This window comes from Kribbella endophytica (genome assembly GCF_054781295.1).
Genome location: NZ_BAAGUR010000001.1, coordinates 876,073 through 893,749, shown reverse-complemented (window position 1 = coordinate 893,749; position 17,677 = coordinate 876,073). Strand labels below are relative to the sequence as shown.

Here is a 17,677-nt window from a genome sequence, read left to right as displayed (position 1 = left end):
AGCTCCGGTCGCCGGTTGGAGTGATCCGCCACGCCGGGGGATCACTCCAAAGAGTGACGGCCTGGGACCCTGCGCGCCCGCAGAATGGCTGAGTGACCGCAGAAGCCGTGCCCGCCGCGCCCCCGCGCCGCCGTGCGGTCCGTCCGCTCGTGCTGGACGCCGTGGTCACGGCGGTCGTCACGCTCGCCGTCGACAGCTACTACGTGTGGACCAGCCCGCCCTGGAACTCGCTCTACCCGCCGTCGTCGGCTTCGGCCCAGCTGGCCATGCTCTCGCCGCTCTCGCTGGTCCTGCTCCGCCGCCGACCCGAGGTGCCCGCCGTGGTGCTGACGGTTGCCTCGGTCATCGCCTCACCCGTTCTCGAACCAGTACCGGTGCTGGCCTGTGCGGCGCTCGCGATGTTCTTCCTGGGGCTCGGACGTCCGCGGCGGCAGGCAGCCCTGGCAGCGCTCGTCGTACTGGCGATCCCCACTGTGCGGCAGGTGCTGTCGTTCCGGTCGTTCGACTACCTGAACTCCGAGCTGCCGCTGGCCTGGTCGTCGACGCTGATCGTCCTCTGCGCGCTGGCACTGAGCGCAGCAGCCGGTGGGCTCGTGCGCCGCAGCGGTTGGACATCCGCTGCCTTGGGCAACAGGCTGCCGCGGTTGTTGGACGACCCTGTCGTGCGGACCTGGGTGGACGGCGTCATGGCCGCCGGTCTGGTCGTACTGATGGTCCGTGAGCTGCAGAACGACCCGGTGGGTGGTGACTGGACCGACGCCCAGCAGTGGGTGCTGCTGCTGACCGCCGCGGCCCCGGCCTCCCTGGCGCTGCGTCGGAGGATCCCCGAGATCCCGCTGGGTGTGCTGGCCTTCACCTGTCTGGTGGTCTACCCGCTGGCGCAGACGCAGTGGGTGCTGATCACCGCTTTCGCCCTGGCGCTCTACTCGGTCGGAGTCCACCGCACCTGGTGGAAGTCCGCCCTGTACGCCGGTACGACGCTGCTCGCGCTCCGCGTGATCAGCTGGCTGCTCCACGACGGACCGTCGGCCCGGCTGGTCGTGGACCAGCTGTACTCCGTCGGCGACCGCCGCACGACCGAGTTGATGCAGCGGATCTGGCCGGTCTGGCTCTCCGTGGCGATGGCATTGGCCTGGGCGATCGGCCTGCTGGCCCGGCTCGCGCTGCAGAACCGGCGGGCCGCTCAGCGGGAGGCGGCACTGGTCCAGAAGACCCACGAGCAGGAGCAGTTGCAGGTCCTGCTGGAAGGCCGTTCGCAGATCGCCCGGGACCTGCACGACGTGGTGGCGCACCACGTGAACCTGATCGTCATCCAGGCCGAGACCGGCCCGGACCTGATGCAGCGGGACCGGGACGACGTGCTGCAGGGGTTCCAGCGGATCGGTGACGCCGGCCGGAAGGCGCTCGGCGAGCTGGACCGGATGCTGTCCGCCCTCCGCGACGCCAACGGCATTCCCGACCCGGCGCTCACCCCGCAGCCTGGGCTGGCCGACCTCCGAGCGCTGGTCGACGGCCTGGCAGACCAGCACCTGCCGGTGACCTTCGAGCTGCGCGGACAGACGGACGACGTACCGGACGGCGTGCAGCTCACGGCGTACCGGCTGGTGCAGGAGGCGCTGACCAACGTGGTGAAGCACGCTCGGGCCGGCCGGGTCAGTGTGGACGTCGAGGTGACGCCGGACGGCCTGACCACGCGAGTCACCGACGACGGGCAGGGCTTCGACCCGACGACCACACCGGACGGTCGGCACGGCCTGACCGGCATGCGCGAGCGGGTCCGCGTCCACGAAGGCACGCTGCAGGTGGAGTCCCGGCTTGGCCAGGGCACGCAGATCAGCGCTTGGCTGCCGCTGGGGGAGAGCCGATGAGCCGGGTGCGCGGCCTGCTCGCCGACCCAGCCGCTGACGTCGTACCGGCGGTGCTGGCGGTCGGGCTGACCCAGGTGTGGTTCCTACTGTCCACGGAGGACTGGATCTACGCCCGGCTGGGCTTCCCGCTGTTCGTGGCGGCGGTGCCGGTGCTGATCGCGCTGTGCAGGATCGAGCCGATGATCGCCGCGGTGGGGCTGGCTGCCGGGGCGTTCGGGTCCTTGCTGATCGGCAACGTCAACTGGGTCGTGGTGGCCGGCTGCTGCCTCGCACTGTGGTGGCTGCCGGCCCGCTGCGACCGGCGGACGGTCCTGTTCACCGTGGCGGCGGTGACGGCAGTGCCGTTCGCGTTCAACCTGATCCGCATCGACCTGGTCACGATGGCCCTGCCGGAGGTCTTCGAAACCCTCTACGACGAGACCGGCGCACCGGCCGGCGAGATGAGGGGGATCGCGCGGGACCACATCGAGCGGATCTACGACCTGTCCTGGCCGTGGTGGTACTCGGTGCTCTTCCTGCTCGTCGGTGTGACCGCGTGGCGGTGGTGGTCGCAGCGCGGCGAGCGGGTCGAGGTGAAGGCCGAGTGGCAGCGCAGGCAGGAGCTGGCGGCCTTCCTGCGGCGACCGGATCGGACCCTGGTCCTGGATGCCTTGCTGGCTGCGGTGATGAGCTCGTTCATCGCGCTGGACCTGGTCCGCGACATCGCCAAGGACGGCAACTGGTGGACCGCGCCCGGCTGGATGCCGTACGCCGTCGCGTGCTCCGCCCTCACCCTCGTCGTACGACGACGCTGGCCAGTAATTCCGGTCGTCGTGCTCGCTGTCAGCGCTCTGCTCACGTACTGGCAGACCTGGGACAGCTGGTCGGTGCTGGGCGCTCTCGGCCTCGCGGTGTACTCGCTGGCGGCCGGGCGGCTCAAGCCGCGGTGGGTCATCGTGACCGCGGTCGGCGTGCTCGCTGCGCTGCCGGTGATCGCGCGGGTCGTCCGCTATGCGCAGATGACCCTGATCTTCCCCGAGCTGGACAAGCAGCCGTTCTACTTCGGGGACTTCGGTGACGGCGGCCTGCACAACACGGCGTACGAGGCTGTGGTCGACCGGAAGTGGCCGCTGTCCCTGTCGCTGCTCCTGCTGCTGCCGTTGTCACTGGGCTTCCTGGCCAGGCTGTACCGGCGCAACCGGGAGGCGTCGCAGCGGGAGGCCGCGCTGGAACGGGCCGCGGCGGAGCAGGACGCGGCGCAGGTCGTACTGACCGAGCGGTCGCACATCGCCAGAGACCTGCACGACGTGGTGGCGCACGCGGTGAACCTGATGGTGATCCAGGCCGAGACCGGGCCGGACCTGATCGCCCGGGGCGACCAGGACGTGCTGGCGGGCTTCCAGCGCATCGGTGACGCCGGACGGCGAGCGCTGGGGGAGCTGGACCGGATGCTGTCGGCACTGCGCGATGCGGAGGGCGTACCGGACCCGGAGCTGACTCCACAGCCTGGCCTGTCCGACCTGCGACGGCTGGGGAAGGACGTGGCGCACGACGGACTCACCGTCGAGCTGGGCGTGCAGGGGGAGACCGAGCTGGCGCCGACGGGGCACCAGTTGGCGGCGTACAGGCTGGTGCAGGAGGCGTTGACCAATGTGGTCCGGCACGCGGAGGCGACGAAGGTGGTGGTGACGCTGGAGGTCCAGGTCGACGAACTGCGCGTGGAGGTCAGCGACAACGGGCACGGGTTCGACCCAGAGGTGGCGCGGACCGGCGGTCGGCACGGCCTGGCCGGCATGCGTGAGCGGGTCCGGATCCACCACGGCACGCTGACGATCGACGCGGCACCAGGGCGCGGTACGACGGTCGCGGCCCGGATCCCTTTGACTGCTGAGGTTTCCCGATGATCAAGGTGATGGTGGTCGACGACCAGGACCTGGTCCGGGACGGGATCTCGATGATCCTGGACGGGCAGCCGGACATCGAGGTGGCCGCGCAGGCCGTCGACGGCGCCGACGCGATCCGGCAGGCCGCCGCGCTGCTGGATCTGCGCGTGGTGCTGATGGACGTCCGGATGCCGGTGATGGACGGGATCGAGGCGACCCGCCGCCTGGTCCAGGGCCCGAACCCGCCGAAGGTGCTGATCCTGACCACCTTCGACCTCGACGAGTACGTGTACGACGCGCTGCGCGCCGGGGCCAGCGGGTTCCTGCTCAAACGGTCCTCGCGCGACGAGCTGATCAACGCGGTCCGGGTGATCGCCGACGGCGACGCGCTGCTCGCGCCGCCGGTGACGCGGCGGCTGCTGGACCGCTTCGCGCGCAGCCGGCCGGACCCTGACGAGTCCGGCCGGCTGGACGAGCTGACCGCGCGCGAGCGCGAGGTGCTCCGACTAGTTGCTGAGGGCAACTCCAATGCGGAGATCGCCGCGGCGCTGCACCTGACCGAGCACACGGTCAAGACGCACGTCAGCCGGATGCTGACCAAGACCGGGCTGCGAGACCGGGTGCAGGCGGTGATCCTCGCCTACGACACCGGCCTCGTCGAGCCCCGGCCGCTGGATCAGCGGACCAGCCCGTAGGCCCGGCTCACCTCCTGCTCCAGCGCGTTGCCGTCGGCGTCGGTCCCGGTCAGCCGGAGCGACGGCGCCCGGCCGGCCTGGCTGGTCGGGTGGGTGACCGTCGTGGTCCAGCGGCCGTCGGCGGTCTTCTTCAGCGGCAGGTCGGTCCACCGGCTGCCGTCGTACGAGAGCGACAGCGTGGCCTTGGTGAACTTCGCCGTACTCTGCGAACCGGTCTGGTGCCGCAGGCCGAAGGTGATCGTTGTCGGCCTGCCGGTGCGGACCTGGCTCGCCGCATCCGCCTGCGGTACGTCGAGGTCGGCCAGGACCAGCGGCATCACCTCGTCGGCGCCGCCCTTGCTCTTCCAGGTCCAGGTGGACTTCACCTGGGTGGAGTACTTCCAGTAGTCGTGCTCCCGGCGGGTGTCGAGCGTCGCCTTGTAGCTCGCGGCATCGTCCGGCAGCTCCAGCCAGATCCCGGTGTCCTCAGCCGTGCCGACCTGCTCACCGTTGCGCTCCAAGGTGAGCAGGCTGTCCGGGTTGTTGAACGGAACGGCCCACTCCTGCTGGTGCTGGAGGGGGCTCACCTGGAACTGCAGCCCGCCCTCGACTCGGTAGGTGTACTGCACTCCTTCCGGCAGCCCGCTGAGCAGCACCGGGGCCAGCCAGCGCTCAGTGGTCCGGTGACCTGGGCGGTAGACGGTCGGAGCATTGTGCGACTCCATCGCCTCGCCGACGCCGCTGTTGTTGTAGTAGACGCCGCTGTCCCAGCTGAGGCCGTGGTTGGCCTGGACGTAGGAGACCCGGTGGAACGGTGTCGCGAAGGTCGGTACGAGCCAGCCGCCGTACTGATTGCCACCTGGGGTCAGCGTGCCTCGTGCTTCCGAGGTCTGCATGCCCTGGCTGTGGCTGCCGAACGTCTCGTCCACCGTCGCCAGCTGGTTGGTCTTGACGGTGTGGGTGCCGGCGGCCGGGATCTGGTTCGTCCACGGCTGCATGAGGTCGTAGACGTACGGCGTACTCGCCAGACCGGTCACCTGGACGGTGGCGGGCTTGGTCCTGAGCAGGGCCTGGGCGTTGGCCCGTGAGGTGCGCATGGCCGGGATGGTCGCGTCCCGGTCGTCGTACGCCCAGTAGCTGAACAGGCCGTTCATGCCGGGGACGTCCGGGTTGTAGAACAGTACGGCGGCCGCGCCGGCGTCCTCGGCGGCCCGGGTGACCTGGCCGTTCCACCGCGGATCGGAGTCGCTCAGCTTGATCAGGGCGAGCTTGCCCTTCACGCCCTCGAGCTCTTCCGGGGTTGCCGTGCCTGCGTCGTACAGGGGGAGGTTCTTGGTGCCGGTGAAGCGCGGACCGAAGTAGAAGTCCAGGACCTCGAACGCTTTGCCGTTGGCCTTGGCCTGGTACGGCGCGCGCTCGAGCCTCGCGCCCAAGGCGAACTCGGAGCTGCCGGTGGTGAGCTTGGCCGTCGGCGTGGCGCTGGTCAGGCGGGCCGCGCCGGTCCAGGAGATGCCGGTGCCGCCGGTGATCAGGCCGTCGGTGTTCTTGAGGGTGTAGCCCATCGCACGTTCCCTGGCCGGCAGTCCGGTGGCGCCCTGAGCGGTCAGGTCGATCGGCTTGGCCTTGCGGGCGTCGAGGGTGGTGGCGAGGTTCTTGTCGACGTGGATCTCGTTGGTGGACAGGACGGAGTACTCCTGCGCCCTGCTTTCCGTCGGGTCGGTGAAGAGGACCGTCGAGACGACGTACCGGCCCGGCGCCAGCCGTGCGGTCACCTTGCCGTCGCGCAGGGGCAGGGTGTTGTCCGGCATCGGGTCGCCGTCCAGGCGGGCGATGTTGACGTCGGTCTGCGCGGCGCTGCCGTCCTTGGCGATGCCCTGGATGGTCAGGTCGTACATCTCGGGCTCGGCGTACCAGCCGTACGTCGTGACGATCGGGTCTTTATTGGTTGGCGTTGCGGTGATGCGGCCGGAGTACTTGCCAACACCTGCCGCGGCACGGTCGAAGGTGGCCGTGACCGTCGCCGTGCCGTTGGCCGGTACGACGAGCTGGGGCGTGCTGAACTTGGGAGTCGCCTCGGTGGACGCCTGGAGCTGAAGCGTCACCGGCTCGCTGGTCGGGTTGCTGTAGGTGAGGGTCTTGGCCAGCTCTTCCTTGGCGGGGAAGGGCCAGCGCAGCGTGCCGAGTTCCAGCTCACCGGTGTCGACGGTGACGGACTGGTCGGTCGCCTGGTCGGCGTCGACGCGTCCTGCGCCCTCCTCGTCGACCCTGCCCTGCTGGGGGTCGGCAGTGGAGATCAGCTGGGCCTTGAGCTGGTTGGCCTTCCACTCCGGGTGGAGCTGGGCGACCAGTGCGGCGACACCGGCGACGTGCGGCGACGCCATCGACGTACCGCTCAGGGTGGTGTAGTTGTCGTCGACCGGATCGCCCAGCTCGGTGCCCGCGGCGCGGGCGGCGACGATGTCGGTACCGGGCGCGGACAGCTCGGGCTTGATCGCGCCGTCCCCTGCGCGCGGGCCACGGCACGAGCGGTCGCTCACCGAGCCGTCGCGCAGGAGGTTGCCGACCGCCAGGGCCTCGTCGGCCGCACCGGGGGAGGTGATCGTGCCGGGCTGCGGGAAGAAACAGTTGCCAGCAGCAACGACGAACAGCGTGCCTGTGGTCTGGGTCAGGCGGTTGACGGCCTGGGAGAGATCGTCGGTGCCGTCGGACGGTCCCTGGCTGCCGAGGCTCATGTTGACCACGTCGGCACCCTGCGCGGCGGCCCACTCCATCCCGGCGATGATGCCGGAGAAGCTGCCGGAGCCGGTGTCGTCGAGGACCTTGCCGACCAGCAGCGTCGCGTCCGGTGCGACGCCCTTGTACTTGCCGCCGGAGGCCGCGCCGGTGCCCGCCGCGATGCTGGCGACGTGCGTGCCGTGGCCGTGGTGATCGACCGTGTCGGCGGTGTCGGTGAAGTTCTGCTGGGCGCCGATCCGGCCGGTGAAGTCGGCGTGGTTCGGGTCGATCCCGGAGTCGAGGACGGCGATCTTGACGCCCTTGCCGGTCAGGCCGCGTTCCCAGGCGGCCGGTCCGCCGATCTGCGGCACGCTCTGGTCGAGCTGGACCGTCACCTTGCGGTCCAGGGAGACCTTCTGGACGCCCTGGACGGTGGTCCAGAAGTCGGCGGCCTTGGTCTTGTCGACCTTGGTGGCCTGGGCGTTGATGCTCTTCAGGGTGCGCGAGTTCGTGATGCCCTTGAGCTGCTTGGGTTGTGCGCCGTACCGGACGATGACCGGAAGGGTCTTGGACTTGGCGTCGTCCTGGCCCTCGGCGAGCAGCGTGGTGACGTCGAACAGCGCTCGGTCGAGTCGGCCTGCGGAGACGTCCTTCCGGGCAGCTTCCGGTACGACGTAAGTGTGACCGCCTGTGTAGCTGGTGACGGCGGCCGTTGAGCGGCTGGTCGGTCCTGGCTCGAAGGTGACTTTCTCCGGTTGGCCAGGGCGAGTGGTGACCTGCACGCGGTCGCCGGTGACCAGGGTGATCCGGGTGGTCAGCTCGGCGGGCTTGTTCTTGGGCAGTGGGATCGGGACAGCTTGGGCGGCTTGGGTGGTCATTGGCAGTGCGCTCAGGGCGACTGCCAGGGCGGGTGTGATCCAGCGATGACGCAAGAGTCCTCCACAGGCAGAGAAGTGGTCACGCTGGAAGACGCTCTCCGCAGGCATCTTGGTTCTGTAAGGCGAAAGATTCGATGTCTGTCGCAAAGCGGTTGCCGGGAGCACACTCGGCATACGGGAGGGGGACACCATGGCAGTGCGTCTGGATGACCGGGGGCTGCTCGCTCACCACGCCGAGTGGGTCGGGCGCAGGACGGGCAGATCCGTGGCCGGCTTGGGACCTGAGGACGGTACGGCGCTGCTGTTCGCGGCCGACGAGTTGCTGGTCGACGGGGAGCGCGTGAAGTTTTGCGACGTGCCACGTGTGGAGGGGCAGGACGCCCTGCTGTCGCTGATGGCGTTGGACTTCCGCGGAGACGTGGTGGTCACGTCCGACATGGGCGCGGCGGTCGCCGCGCTGGCCGCACGGCACCGCCTGGACGGCCGGTGCGCGTCACTCGACCTGGTCTGTCCTTCTTCGTCTGTCGACCCACTCGCGACTGGAAGGTCCTTCGACACCGCCGCGCTGATGCTGTTCCAGGCCGTCCGCTGGAGTCCGTGCCTCCGCCAGAGCTGGGGCCCTGGGACCTACGAGGCAACGTCCGGCCACTTCCGCCTGAAGGTTCCCCAACGAACCATCTACACCCGCCCGACCGTCACCATCTCGGGCTCTTCCTTGGAGGTCGTGCTGTACGACGACCGCCGCATCGAGCTGGAGCGCTGGTCCTCCGTCGGCGCGCGCCTCACCATCCATCCACCGGAGTGGTCCACCAGCTATCTCACCGTCAGCAGCCCCACGCCGTACCGCATCAGCACCGCGATGACCCTCGACACCCCTGTCATCGCAGGCCCCCACCACGAGATCGAGGTCCTCCCGAAGTGGTGGTCCGACCCACCCCCACTCCTCCTGACGGAGCCGACCACCCGCTACCTGTACGACCCGTGCCCCGGCGAGGGTCCAGCCTTGTTGTTCGAGCCTCGCCCCGTCGTCATCGAGCTCCTCGACCGCTCAGGCCAGGTGATCAGACAAGCACGCGTGGCCCTTGCCAGCCTGGCCCTGGACATCACCAACCTGCCGCCCGGCCCGTACGTCGTACAGCTCACCCACCAGTCCACCGAGGTGATCCCCGTCCGCCTGCTCCCGCCTCTGTCGCAATGAGCAGATCCCCCTCCCGATCCCGCCGCCCCACCAACTGCAACCCCACCGGAGCCCCGCCCGCGGTAAGCCCAGCCGGCACGCTGACCGCCGGATGCCCACTCACATTGAAAGCCCACGTCAACGCCACACTCATCACCCGCCCAGGCCCTTCGTGCCCATGCGGCGGATTAGGCGTCGTCGGCGTAGCCAGGAGCTCCACCTCGCTGAAGACCTCCTCCAACCGCTTGTCGTTCTCAGCCCGAATCCCGGTGCCGTCAGTCCTGGTCCCACGGAGTGAAGTCCAGGCCGGCTCCGGGTCGAGCAGTTCCACCTCCACCGGCACCTCGACGAGCGCGCCAGTCGCGAACATCCTCTCCAGCGCTTCGCGGGCGATCGCCGCGATCTCCGGCGAGGTCTCAGCGAACCCGAGGTCAGCCGACCAGCCAACCCGCAGCGGACCTCCGACGCGTACCTCACTCACCGCCCGCCCCTGCACAGCAAGCCAAGCCCGCAGATCCTCAACCTCCCGCGCCAGCACCCCTCCGACCCCAAGCCCGCTGGCATCCACCGGCGGAACCGTCCCGTTCGTCGCCTTCAACCCCAGCACCCCACACCAAGCCGCCGGAATCCTCACCGACCCAGCCCCATCGCTACCGGTCGCCAACGGCACCATCCCAGTCGCCACAGCAACCGCGGCCCCAGCCGAAGACCCACCCGGCACCAACGAGCCATCCCACGGATTCACCGTCGGCCCGCGATCGGTCCAACCCCAGGTCTGCCACGCGGTCCCAGTCCCTGGCACAGCCGTCGCACCAACCGGCACAGCACCAGCCGCAACCAGCCGCTCAACCTGCTTGCCCATCCCCTTGACCCCCACCGGCACTCCAAGGAGCAGTTGCTTTCGCACCTCCCCTCCGGCAACGTCCCGGTCGATCTCCCGCGCCGCCGCCCGCGCCCGCTCAGGCCACACCTCCCGAAACGCCCGTACCCGCCCATCCAGCTCCCCGATTCGCCGAAGAGCCGCCTCGACCACCGCAACCGCCGACAACTCACCCGCCGCAACAGCAGCTCCGATCGCCACCGCGGACAGCTGCTCGTACTCCTCACCTGTCACTGGCACCCCTCCGGCAACACTCGACCAGACCGCCCAACCATCCACTCACGCACCGCACCCAGGCCTGTCCGCCCGGTCGTCCGCCGGCGCCGATCGGGTGCAACCCTGAGTTTTCCCCAGGTTTTGGCAGAGTTGAGTGGAATGGACTCAACTTTCGGTAGGTTGTAGATAGAGACTGCTGTTAGTAGAACTTGAAAGGCTGGAACCAGATGGATGTTCAGCGGTTGACGACGCTAGCCCGGGAAACCCTGTCGGTCGCGATCCGTCAGACCTCCGCGGCGGGCAACCCGACCGTGGAGCCTATTCACCTGTTGTCGGGATTGCTGGCACAGCCCGAGGGGACCACGGTCGGTCTGCTCGAGGCAGCCGGCGGCGACATTGACTCCGTACGGCGCAAGACCGCCGAGCAGCTCGCCCGCCTGCCGAAGGCGAGCGGCGGCAGCGTGCAGGCGCCGAGCCTCTCGCCGAAGACCAGCGACGTGCTGAACCAGGCGGAGCAGCGCGCGCTCGGACTCGGCGACGAGTACGTCTCGACCGAGCACCTGCTGATCGCTCTGGCGACCGTCGAGGGCGTGGCCAAGTCCGCGCTCGACGTGACGCCGGACGCGCTGCTGCAGGCGTTCGACAAGATGCGCGGCAACCGGCGGATCACCTCGCCGGAGGCCGAGGGCACGACGAAGTCCCTGGAGAAGTACGGCATCGACCTGACCGAGCGGGCCCGCGACGGCAAGCTCGACCCGGTGATCGGGCGCGACTCCGAGATCCGGCGCGTGGTCCAGGTGCTGTCCCGGCGGACCAAGAACAATCCGGTCCTGATCGGTGAGCCCGGCGTCGGCAAGACCGCCGTCGTCGAGGGCCTCGCCCAGCGGATCGTGGCCGGCGACGTACCGGAATCTTTGCGCGGCCGGAGGCTGATCAGCCTCGACCTCGGCGCGATGGTGGCCGGCGCGAAGTACCGCGGTGAGTTCGAGGAGCGGCTGAAGGCGGTGCTGACCGAGATCAAGGAGTCGGACGGCCAGGTCATCACGTTCATCGACGAGCTGCACACGGTCGTCGGCGCGGGCGCGTCCGGCGAGGGCGCGATGGACGCCGGCAACATGCTGAAGCCGATGCTGGCCCGCGGCGAGCTGCGGATGATCGGCGCGACGACACTCGACGAGTACCGGACCAGGATCGAGAAGGACCCCGCGCTGGAGCGACGCTTCCAGCAGGTGTTCGTCGGCGAGCCGTCGGTCGAGGACTCGATCGCGATCCTGCGTGGCCTGAAGGAGCGGTACGAGGCGCACCACAAGGTCGCCATCTCCGACAGCGCGCTGGTCGCGGCCGCGACCCTGTCCAACCGGTACATCTCCGGTCGACAGCTGCCCGACAAGGCGATCGACCTGGTCGACGAGGCCGCGTCCCGGCTGCGGATGGAGATCGACTCGTCCCCGGTCGAGATCGACTCGCTGCGCCGTACCGTCGACCGGCTGAAGATGGAGGAGCTGGCGCTGTCCCGCGAGGACGACGCCTCCAGCCGTGAGCGGCTCGAGCGGCTGCGCGCCGACCTGGCCGACCGCGAGGAGGAGCTGCGTGCGCTCGAGGCCCGTTGGGAGAAGGAGAAGTCCGGCCTGAACCGGGTCGGTGAGATCAAGGAGCAGATCGACGAGCTGCGCGGCCAGGCCGAGCGCGCCCAGCGCGACGGCGAGCTGCAGCGCGCCTCCGAGATCCTGTACGGCGAGATCCCCGAGCTGACCAAGGAGCTGGAGGCGGCCGCCGCCGAGCCCGAGGTCACCGACGGTCCCGACGCGATGGTCAACGAGGAGGTCGGCCCGACCGAGATCGCCGAGGTGATCGCGATGTGGACCGGCATCCCGACCGGCCGGCTGCTCGAGGGCGAGACCGGCAAGCTGCTCCGGATGGAGGACGAGCTCGGGAACCGGCTGATCGGCCAGCGTCCGGCGGTCACCGCCGTCAGCGACGCCGTCCGGCGGGCCCGCGCGGGCATCTCCGACCCGGACCGGCCGACGGGTTCGTTCCTGTTCCTCGGCCCGACGGGTGTCGGCAAGACCGAGCTGGCCAAGGCGCTGGCGGACTTCCTGTTCGACGACGAGCGGGCGATGGTCCGGATCGACATGTCGGAGTACGGCGAGAAGCACAGCGTCTCGCGGCTGGTCGGCGCCCCGCCCGGGTACGTCGGCTACGAGGAGGGTGGCCAGCTGACCGAAGCGGTCCGCCGGCGGCCGTACTCGGTGATCCTGCTCGACGAGGTCGAGAAGGCGCACCCCGAGGTCTTCGACATCCTGCTGCAGGTCCTGGACGACGGTCGCCTGACCGACGGGCAGGGGCGCACGGTCGACTTCAGGAACGTCATCCTGATCCTGACCAGCAACCTCGGCTCGGCGTACCTGGCCGACCTGACGCTGGACGACAAGGCCAAGCGCGACCAGGTGATGGCCGTCGTACGGCAGTCGTTCAAGCCGGAGTTCATCAACCGGCTCGACGAGATCGTGCTGTTCGACGCGCTCGGCAGCGAGGAGCTGACGAAGATCGTCGCGCTCCAGATCACCGCCCTGCAGAAGCGCTTGCTCGACCGCCGCATCACGCTCGACGTCGGCGAGGACGCGCTGGAGTGGCTGGCGATGACCGGGTACGACCCGGTGTACGGCGCCCGCCCGCTCCGCCGCCTGGTCCAGTCGGCCATCGGCGACGAACTCGCCCGAGGCCTGCTCTCCGGCACGGTCCGCGACGGCGACACCGTCCGGGTCCACCTCAACGAGTCCAAGGACGCCCTAGAGGTCAGCTGACCTCACCGCTGCCCGGGATCGATGATCCCGGGCAGCTGCCCGTCCGGCCTCAGCCGAGAACCGCAGCGAACACCTCACGATGTTCAGCCAAGGGCCGCAGCAAACGCCTCACGATGCTCAGCCGTGAACGCATGCTCCCGCCGAGACCATGCAATCCGTTCTGCGATCTGCTCCGCGGTCGCGTCGACGCTTCCGTCGGGCAACTCACCCCAGAAGCGCGCGTTCCGACTCTGCCGTTCCAACATCGCGTCGACCAGCAGCGCCCGTTCGTCTGCGGCCAACCCATATCCATCCGCCAGCACCCGAACCTGCGCCGCCTGAGCCTTCACCGAAGGCGCTCCCGCCTTCGACGAAACGCACCACACCCACGCCATGTACCCGAGGTCCTCCAACGGACTCCCCGGCGCCGCCAGATCGAAGTCGATGAACGCAACCGGCACGCCGTCCCGAAACACCGCGTTGTTGGGCCCCAGGTCGTGATGGCAAACCACCGCCTGACTCCCCGCCAGCCGACTCCCACGAGTCGCCTCATGCAACTCCCGAGCCAACGCCCCAGCCGCCCCAACCTGCGCATCAGACCAGGTTCGAAACTTCGCCGGCACCATGCCTGGCAGGTAACTCAACACGTCCCGCCCGGCATCATCTTGGCCGAGCCAGCGAGGCGCTCCCGCAAATCCGCGCTGCTCCAAATGCCGAAGCACCGCAGCGGCAAACGGCGAGGACGGCCGACGTACCGTGCTTCCAACCCGCACAACCCCACGAGTCATCCGTCCTCCCCGCAGCACAACCTCTTCCTCAACGCCCGGCGAGGGAGCTGACGGGGCTGCTGTTCCGCGTAGGCCGGCGTCTTCGTCAGCGCCCGGCGATCGGGTCGGTGGGGGCGTCGATCCGTTCAAGCGCGAGGTGACGGGCGGCGAACTGCCGTGCGACAACTCGGCCGTGCTGTCGCGTGGCGCCGGCGTTCCCGGGCTCTCGCGTGGCGCCCGCGCTCGCGCGGGCTGGTGGTGTTGGGTCTCGCCCTTGGGGTCCGGCGCAGGCCCTTGCGTCCGAAGAAGCTGGTTGCGTCCGAAGAACCCGAGGCTATAGGCCTCGGGTTCTTCGGACGTTGCGCTGTTCTCTCGGCCGGCGGTCATCGCGCTCTCGGCCCACCAAGGGTCAGCCGCGGCTGACGACGTGGTGGGGGGTGATGCGGACGACGACGCGGTGGACGGTTGGGGGGAGGGCGGCGTACTCGGCGGCTGCTTCGGGGCCCTGGTACTTGGTGGCCAGGGCTTGGGCGACCGCTCGGTCGACGTCTTCGGTGACTGTCGCGGTGCCGCGGAGCTCGGCGTACCGGAGGGGATCGGTCGCGTCGATCACGATCAGGCTGGCGCGGGGGTCGGCCTCGAGGTTGCGGATCTTGCGCAGGCCGGCGGTCGACGAGATGACGACGTCGTCGCCGTCGCGGCCCACCCAGATCGCGGAGGTCTGCGGGCTGCCGTCGGTGTTGATGGTTGCCAGCACGGCGAGGTTGGCGCCGTCCAGCAGCTTGCGGGCGTGGTCGTCGAGTTCCTTGGTCACTCGGCCGAGTCTAGATACGGCCGGCGGTCAACCGAGCTGCGGCAGCAATGGGCCCCGGTGGTCAGCCGACCTGTGGCGGAAGTGGAGCACCCACGCTCGAGACGCCACGGATGGAGGGCGCCCGGGTCGCGGTCGTCGCCGCGCAGTGGCACCCGAAGGTGACCGAAGCGCTGGTCGCCGGCGCCGTGCGGGCGCTGGGCGAGTCGGAGGTTACCGACTACTCGATCATCCGCGTGCCGGGCTCGTTCGAGCTGCCGGTCGCGGCGCTGCACGCGGCGAAGTCCGGGTACGACGCGGTGGTGGCGCCGGGCCACGGTGGTCAGCCGACCCGCGATGAGGCGACGGCCGCGGCGGGCGGCTCACGGGGGTGGCGCGGTGGTGGACCGGAGTACCAGCGAGGTGTCCAGCACGCGGCGGGGGTCGTCGTGGTTGCCGTCGAGGGACGAGACCAGGAGGTCGACGGCTGCCCGGCCGGCGTCGCCGCCGTGGGCGGAGACGGTGGTCAGCGGTGGGGACATGGTCGCGGCCAGTACGTCGTCGCAGCCGATCACGCTGAACTGGGTGGGGACCGCGATGCCCCGGGTCGCCAGGCCGGCGAGGATTCCCTGGGCGAGCAGGTCGTCGAAGGCGATCGCCGCCGAGGCACCCGAGCCCAGGATCGCGTCGACCTGCTGCACGCCCGCGTCGTACGTCGAGCGGCGGGCGGCCACGGCACTCACCTGCAGGCCCAGCCGGCGACCGGCGGCGCGGACGGCGCGGCGGCGTTCGGAGTTCGACCAGGAGGAGGTCGGGCCGCTCACGTAGACCAGGTGGCGGTGCCCCAGTTCGGCGAGGTGCTCGACCGCGGCGGCGATGCCTGTGGCGGTGTCGATCAGTACGCGGGGCAGCCCGCTCACGTCGCGGTTGACCAGGACCAACGGCCGCCGCTCGGCGTGGGCGCGGATCTGCTCCTCGGTCATCCGCGACGAGACCAGCACGATCCCGTCGGTCTGCGGCGCGAACTTGCTGACCAGGATGTCCTCGCGGGTCGGATCCTCGTCGGAGTCCCCGAGCAGCAGGCTGAAACCCGCCTGGTCGGCCGCCGCCTGCGCGCCCCGGATGAGCGGCGGGAAGAACGGGTTCGCGATGTCCGGTACGACGATCGCGACCGTGCCGGCGCGGCCGGTGCTGAGGGCGCGCGCGGTGTGGTTCGGCACGTAGCCCAGCCGGGCGGCGACCTCCATCACGTGTGCGACGGTCTCGGCCGTGATCATCTCGGGCCGCGAGAACGCGCGCGAGACGGTCGACTTCGACACGCCTGCCGCGGCCGCCACCTGACTGATGGTCGGCCCCCGCTGCTGAGTCACCAGGTCACTGTACGTCGCGGGAGTTGCGCGCCGCGCACCGTGCCGGAAGGTTTCCCGGACAACCGGCAAGCCACCGCATCGGCGGACGAAATTCGCTGACCTGCTTGACGTGCAACCGGTTGCACGGCATGGTTGCACAGAACTACGGGTGCCTGGATCGTGCCCGGCAGAGGAGACTGACGATGGCAGCGCTGGACTGGGTGGTCGTCTGCGGCTACTTCTTCGTGATGGTGGCGATCGGCCTGTGGGCGAAGGCCCGGGTCCACAACGCGGCGGACTTCTTCACCGCCGGCGGCAGGATGCCGTGGTGGCTGTCCGGGATCTCGCACCACATGTCCGGGTACAGCTCGGCGGTGTTCGTCGGCTACGCGGCGATCGCCTACACCGAGGGCTTCGTGCTCTACATCTGGTGGGCGCTGGGCATCACCTTCGCGATGGTGGTGGGCGCGTTCGTCTTCGCACCGCGCTGGCCGCGGCTGCGGCAGCGGCTCGGCGTCATCTCCCCGCTGGAGTACCTGAAGATCCGCTACAACCTGCCGACCCAGCAGCTGCTCGCCTGGAGCGGTACCGCGCTGAAGGTCTTCGACGTCGGCGCCAAGTGGACCGCCACGGCGCTGCTGCTGAACGTCTTCGCCGGGGTCCCGCTCGGCTGGGGCGTGCTGATCACCGGCGGCGTCACGCTGATCTACTCCACCATCGGCGGGTTGTGGGCCGACGCGCTCACCGACCTCGGCCAGTTCGTCATCCAGCTGGTCGCCGGCATCGTGCTGTTCGTCGCCGTCCTGGCCAAGCTCGGCGGGGTCTCCTCGATCTGGACCATGTGGGGCGACCTTCCCGAGGGCAACGCGAAGCCGTTCAACGGTCAGTACACGGTGCTGTTCGTGATGGTCTACCTGCTGATCAACACGCTGTCCTACAACGGCGGCACCTGGAACCTCGCGCAGCGGTTCATCGCCGCACCCACCGGGAGCTCGGCCCGCCGCGCCGCGCTGCTGTCCGCCGGGCTGTACCTGGTCTGGCCGCTGGTGATGTTCTTCCCGATGTGGGCCGCCCCCATCCTGCTGCCGAACCTCGCCAAGCCGGACCAGTCCTACGCCCTGCTCACCCAGGAACTGCTGCCGATGGGCCTGATCGGGCTGGTCCTGGCCGGCCTGTTCTCGCACACGATGGCGATGACCGGCTCGGACGCCAACGCGATCTCGGCGGTCGTCACCCGTGACATCCTCCCGGCGATCTGGCGCGGTGCGCACCGTCTGACCAGCCGGGCCGAGCTGATGGTCGGCCGCTTCAGCACCTTCGCGTTCATCGCGCTCAGCATGGCGATCGCGCTGACGGCGGACAGCTTCGGCGGCGTACTGGGGCTGCTGATCCTGTGGTTCGGCGGGCTGGTCGGCCCGATCGCGATCCCGATGCTGCTCGGCCTGCTGCCGGCGTTCCGGCGGTGCGGCCCGTCGGCGGCGATCATCTCCTGGGCGGTCGGCCTGCTGGTCTTCTTCATCACCCGGTACGTCGTCGACGGCTGGGTCGCGGAGCTGGGCAAGGACAAGATCACCGCGGTCCAGGTCGGTGGACCGGTGATCTGCTCGCTGATCGTGTTCGTGCTGGTCGGCCTGATCCGGCCGTGGCACGACCCGGACTCCGACGCGCTGGTCGATGCCTTAGGCAAGGACAGCGTCGAGGCCGGTGCCAATGCCTGA

11 protein-coding genes and 1 pseudogene are annotated in these 17,677 nt (G+C 69.6%); 7 read left to right on the top strand and 5 right to left on the bottom strand.

The genetic code is table 11. The annotated features are described in order from the left end of the window. Positions 1–92 precede the first annotated feature (92 nt). The 3 genes from ACYVIO_RS04315 to ACYVIO_RS04305 are packed head-to-tail and all read left to right on the top strand — an operon-like array spanning position 93 to position 4,425. Complete coding sequence (locus tag ACYVIO_RS04315; protein ID WP_460649316.1) at positions 93–1,868, top strand: sensor histidine kinase; 1,776 nt, start codon at positions 93–95, stop codon at positions 1,866–1,868. Then, complete coding sequence (locus ACYVIO_RS04310) at positions 1,865–3,751, top strand: sensor histidine kinase (protein WP_460649315.1); 1,887 nt, start codon at positions 1,865–1,867, stop codon at positions 3,749–3,751. Before ACYVIO_RS04315 ends, ACYVIO_RS04310 begins: the two co-directional genes overlap by 4 nt. After that, on the top strand, positions 3,748–4,425 hold the full coding sequence (locus ACYVIO_RS04305) for a response regulator transcription factor (RefSeq protein WP_460649314.1): 678 nt from the start codon (positions 3,748–3,750) through the stop codon (positions 4,423–4,425). The genes ACYVIO_RS04310 and ACYVIO_RS04305 overlap by 4 nt, the downstream gene beginning before the upstream one ends. On the opposite strand, the gene ACYVIO_RS04300 is transcribed toward ACYVIO_RS04305, so the two are convergent. Next, positions 4,407–7,997: a S8 family peptidase gene (locus ACYVIO_RS04300; protein WP_460649313.1), complete on the bottom strand. Its 3,591-nt coding sequence runs from the start codon at positions 7,995–7,997 to the stop codon at positions 4,407–4,409. The two genes, ACYVIO_RS04305 and ACYVIO_RS04300, sit on opposite strands and share 19 nt — an antisense overlap. Positions 7,998–8,187: 190 nt before the next feature. Between ACYVIO_RS04300 and ACYVIO_RS04295 the strand changes: the two genes are divergently transcribed. Beyond that, the gene (locus ACYVIO_RS04295) at positions 8,188–9,195 is read left to right on the top strand and encodes a hypothetical protein (protein WP_460649312.1); all 1,008 of its coding nucleotides are present in this window, start codon (positions 8,188–8,190) and stop codon (positions 9,193–9,195) included. Here the strand turns inward: ACYVIO_RS04295 and ACYVIO_RS04290 are convergent. Beyond that, the gene (locus ACYVIO_RS04290) at positions 9,137–10,288 is read right to left on the bottom strand and encodes an amidase (protein ID WP_460649311.1); all 1,152 of its coding nucleotides are present in this window, start codon (positions 10,286–10,288) and stop codon (positions 9,137–9,139) included. The two genes, ACYVIO_RS04295 and ACYVIO_RS04290, sit on opposite strands and share 59 nt — an antisense overlap. 209 nt (positions 10,289–10,497) lie before the next feature. Here ACYVIO_RS04290 and clpB point away from each other — a divergent pair, with 209 nt between their 5' ends. Next, positions 10,498–13,074, top strand: a complete 2,577-nt coding sequence (gene clpB / locus ACYVIO_RS04285) for an ATP-dependent chaperone ClpB (protein WP_460649310.1) — start codon at positions 10,498–10,500, stop codon at positions 13,072–13,074. Between the two features lie 83 nt (positions 13,075–13,157). On the opposite strand, the gene ACYVIO_RS04280 is transcribed toward clpB, so the two are convergent. Both ACYVIO_RS04280 and ACYVIO_RS04275 read right to left on the bottom strand, forming a co-directional pair. After that, a complete protein-coding gene (locus tag ACYVIO_RS04280) occupies positions 13,158–13,679 on the bottom strand; it encodes a phosphotransferase (RefSeq protein ID WP_460649309.1) in 522 nt (173 codons plus the stop codon). Between the two features lie 550 nt (positions 13,680–14,229). After that, positions 14,230–14,634, bottom strand: coding sequence for a PPOX class F420-dependent oxidoreductase (locus ACYVIO_RS04275; protein WP_460649308.1), 405 nt, complete (start codon positions 14,632–14,634; stop codon positions 14,230–14,232). A gap of 47 nt (positions 14,635–14,681) precedes the next feature. Between ACYVIO_RS04275 and ACYVIO_RS04270 the strand changes: the two are divergent. Further along, positions 14,682–14,933 (top strand): annotated as a pseudogene (locus ACYVIO_RS04270) (6,7-dimethyl-8-ribityllumazine synthase); the annotation flags it as partial. 60 nt (positions 14,934–14,993) lie between these two features. Here ACYVIO_RS04270 and ACYVIO_RS04265 read toward each other — a convergent pair. Beyond that, positions 14,994–15,980 carry a LacI family DNA-binding transcriptional regulator gene (locus tag ACYVIO_RS04265; RefSeq protein WP_460649307.1) on the bottom strand — a complete coding sequence of 329 codons (987 nt, stop codon included), beginning with the start codon at positions 15,978–15,980 and terminating at the stop codon, positions 14,994–14,996. 182 nt (positions 15,981–16,162) lie between these two features. On the opposite strand from ACYVIO_RS04265, the gene ACYVIO_RS04260 reads away from it, so the two are divergent. Then, positions 16,163–17,677 (top strand): sodium:solute symporter family protein, encoded by a 1,515-nt coding sequence (locus ACYVIO_RS04260; RefSeq protein WP_460649306.1) that lies wholly within the window; start codon positions 16,163–16,165, stop codon positions 17,675–17,677.

Excerpts from the sequence above, each read along its gene's own strand:
- ACYVIO_RS04295 (WP_460649312.1), top strand. The coding sequence starts at position 8,188 with ATGGCAGTGCGTCTGGATGACCGGGGGCTGCTCGCTCACCACGCCGAG.
- ACYVIO_RS04310 (WP_460649315.1), top strand. The coding sequence starts at position 1,865 with ATGAGCCGGGTGCGCGGCCTGCTCGCCGACCCAGCCGCTGACGTCGTA.
- ACYVIO_RS04305 (WP_460649314.1), top strand. The coding sequence starts at position 3,748 with ATGATCAAGGTGATGGTGGTCGACGACCAGGACCTGGTCCGGGACGGG.
- ACYVIO_RS04260 (WP_460649306.1), top strand. The coding sequence starts at position 16,163 with ATGGCAGCGCTGGACTGGGTGGTCGTCTGCGGCTACTTCTTCGTGATG.
- clpB (WP_460649310.1), top strand. The coding sequence starts at position 10,498 with ATGGATGTTCAGCGGTTGACGACGCTAGCCCGGGAAACCCTGTCGGTC.
- ACYVIO_RS04280 (WP_460649309.1), bottom strand. The coding sequence starts at position 13,679 with ATGGTGCCGGCGAAGTTTCGAACCTGGTCTGATGCGCAGGTTGGGGCG.
- ACYVIO_RS04300 (WP_460649313.1), bottom strand. The coding sequence starts at position 7,997 with ATGACCACCCAAGCCGCCCAAGCTGTCCCGATCCCACTGCCCAAGAAC.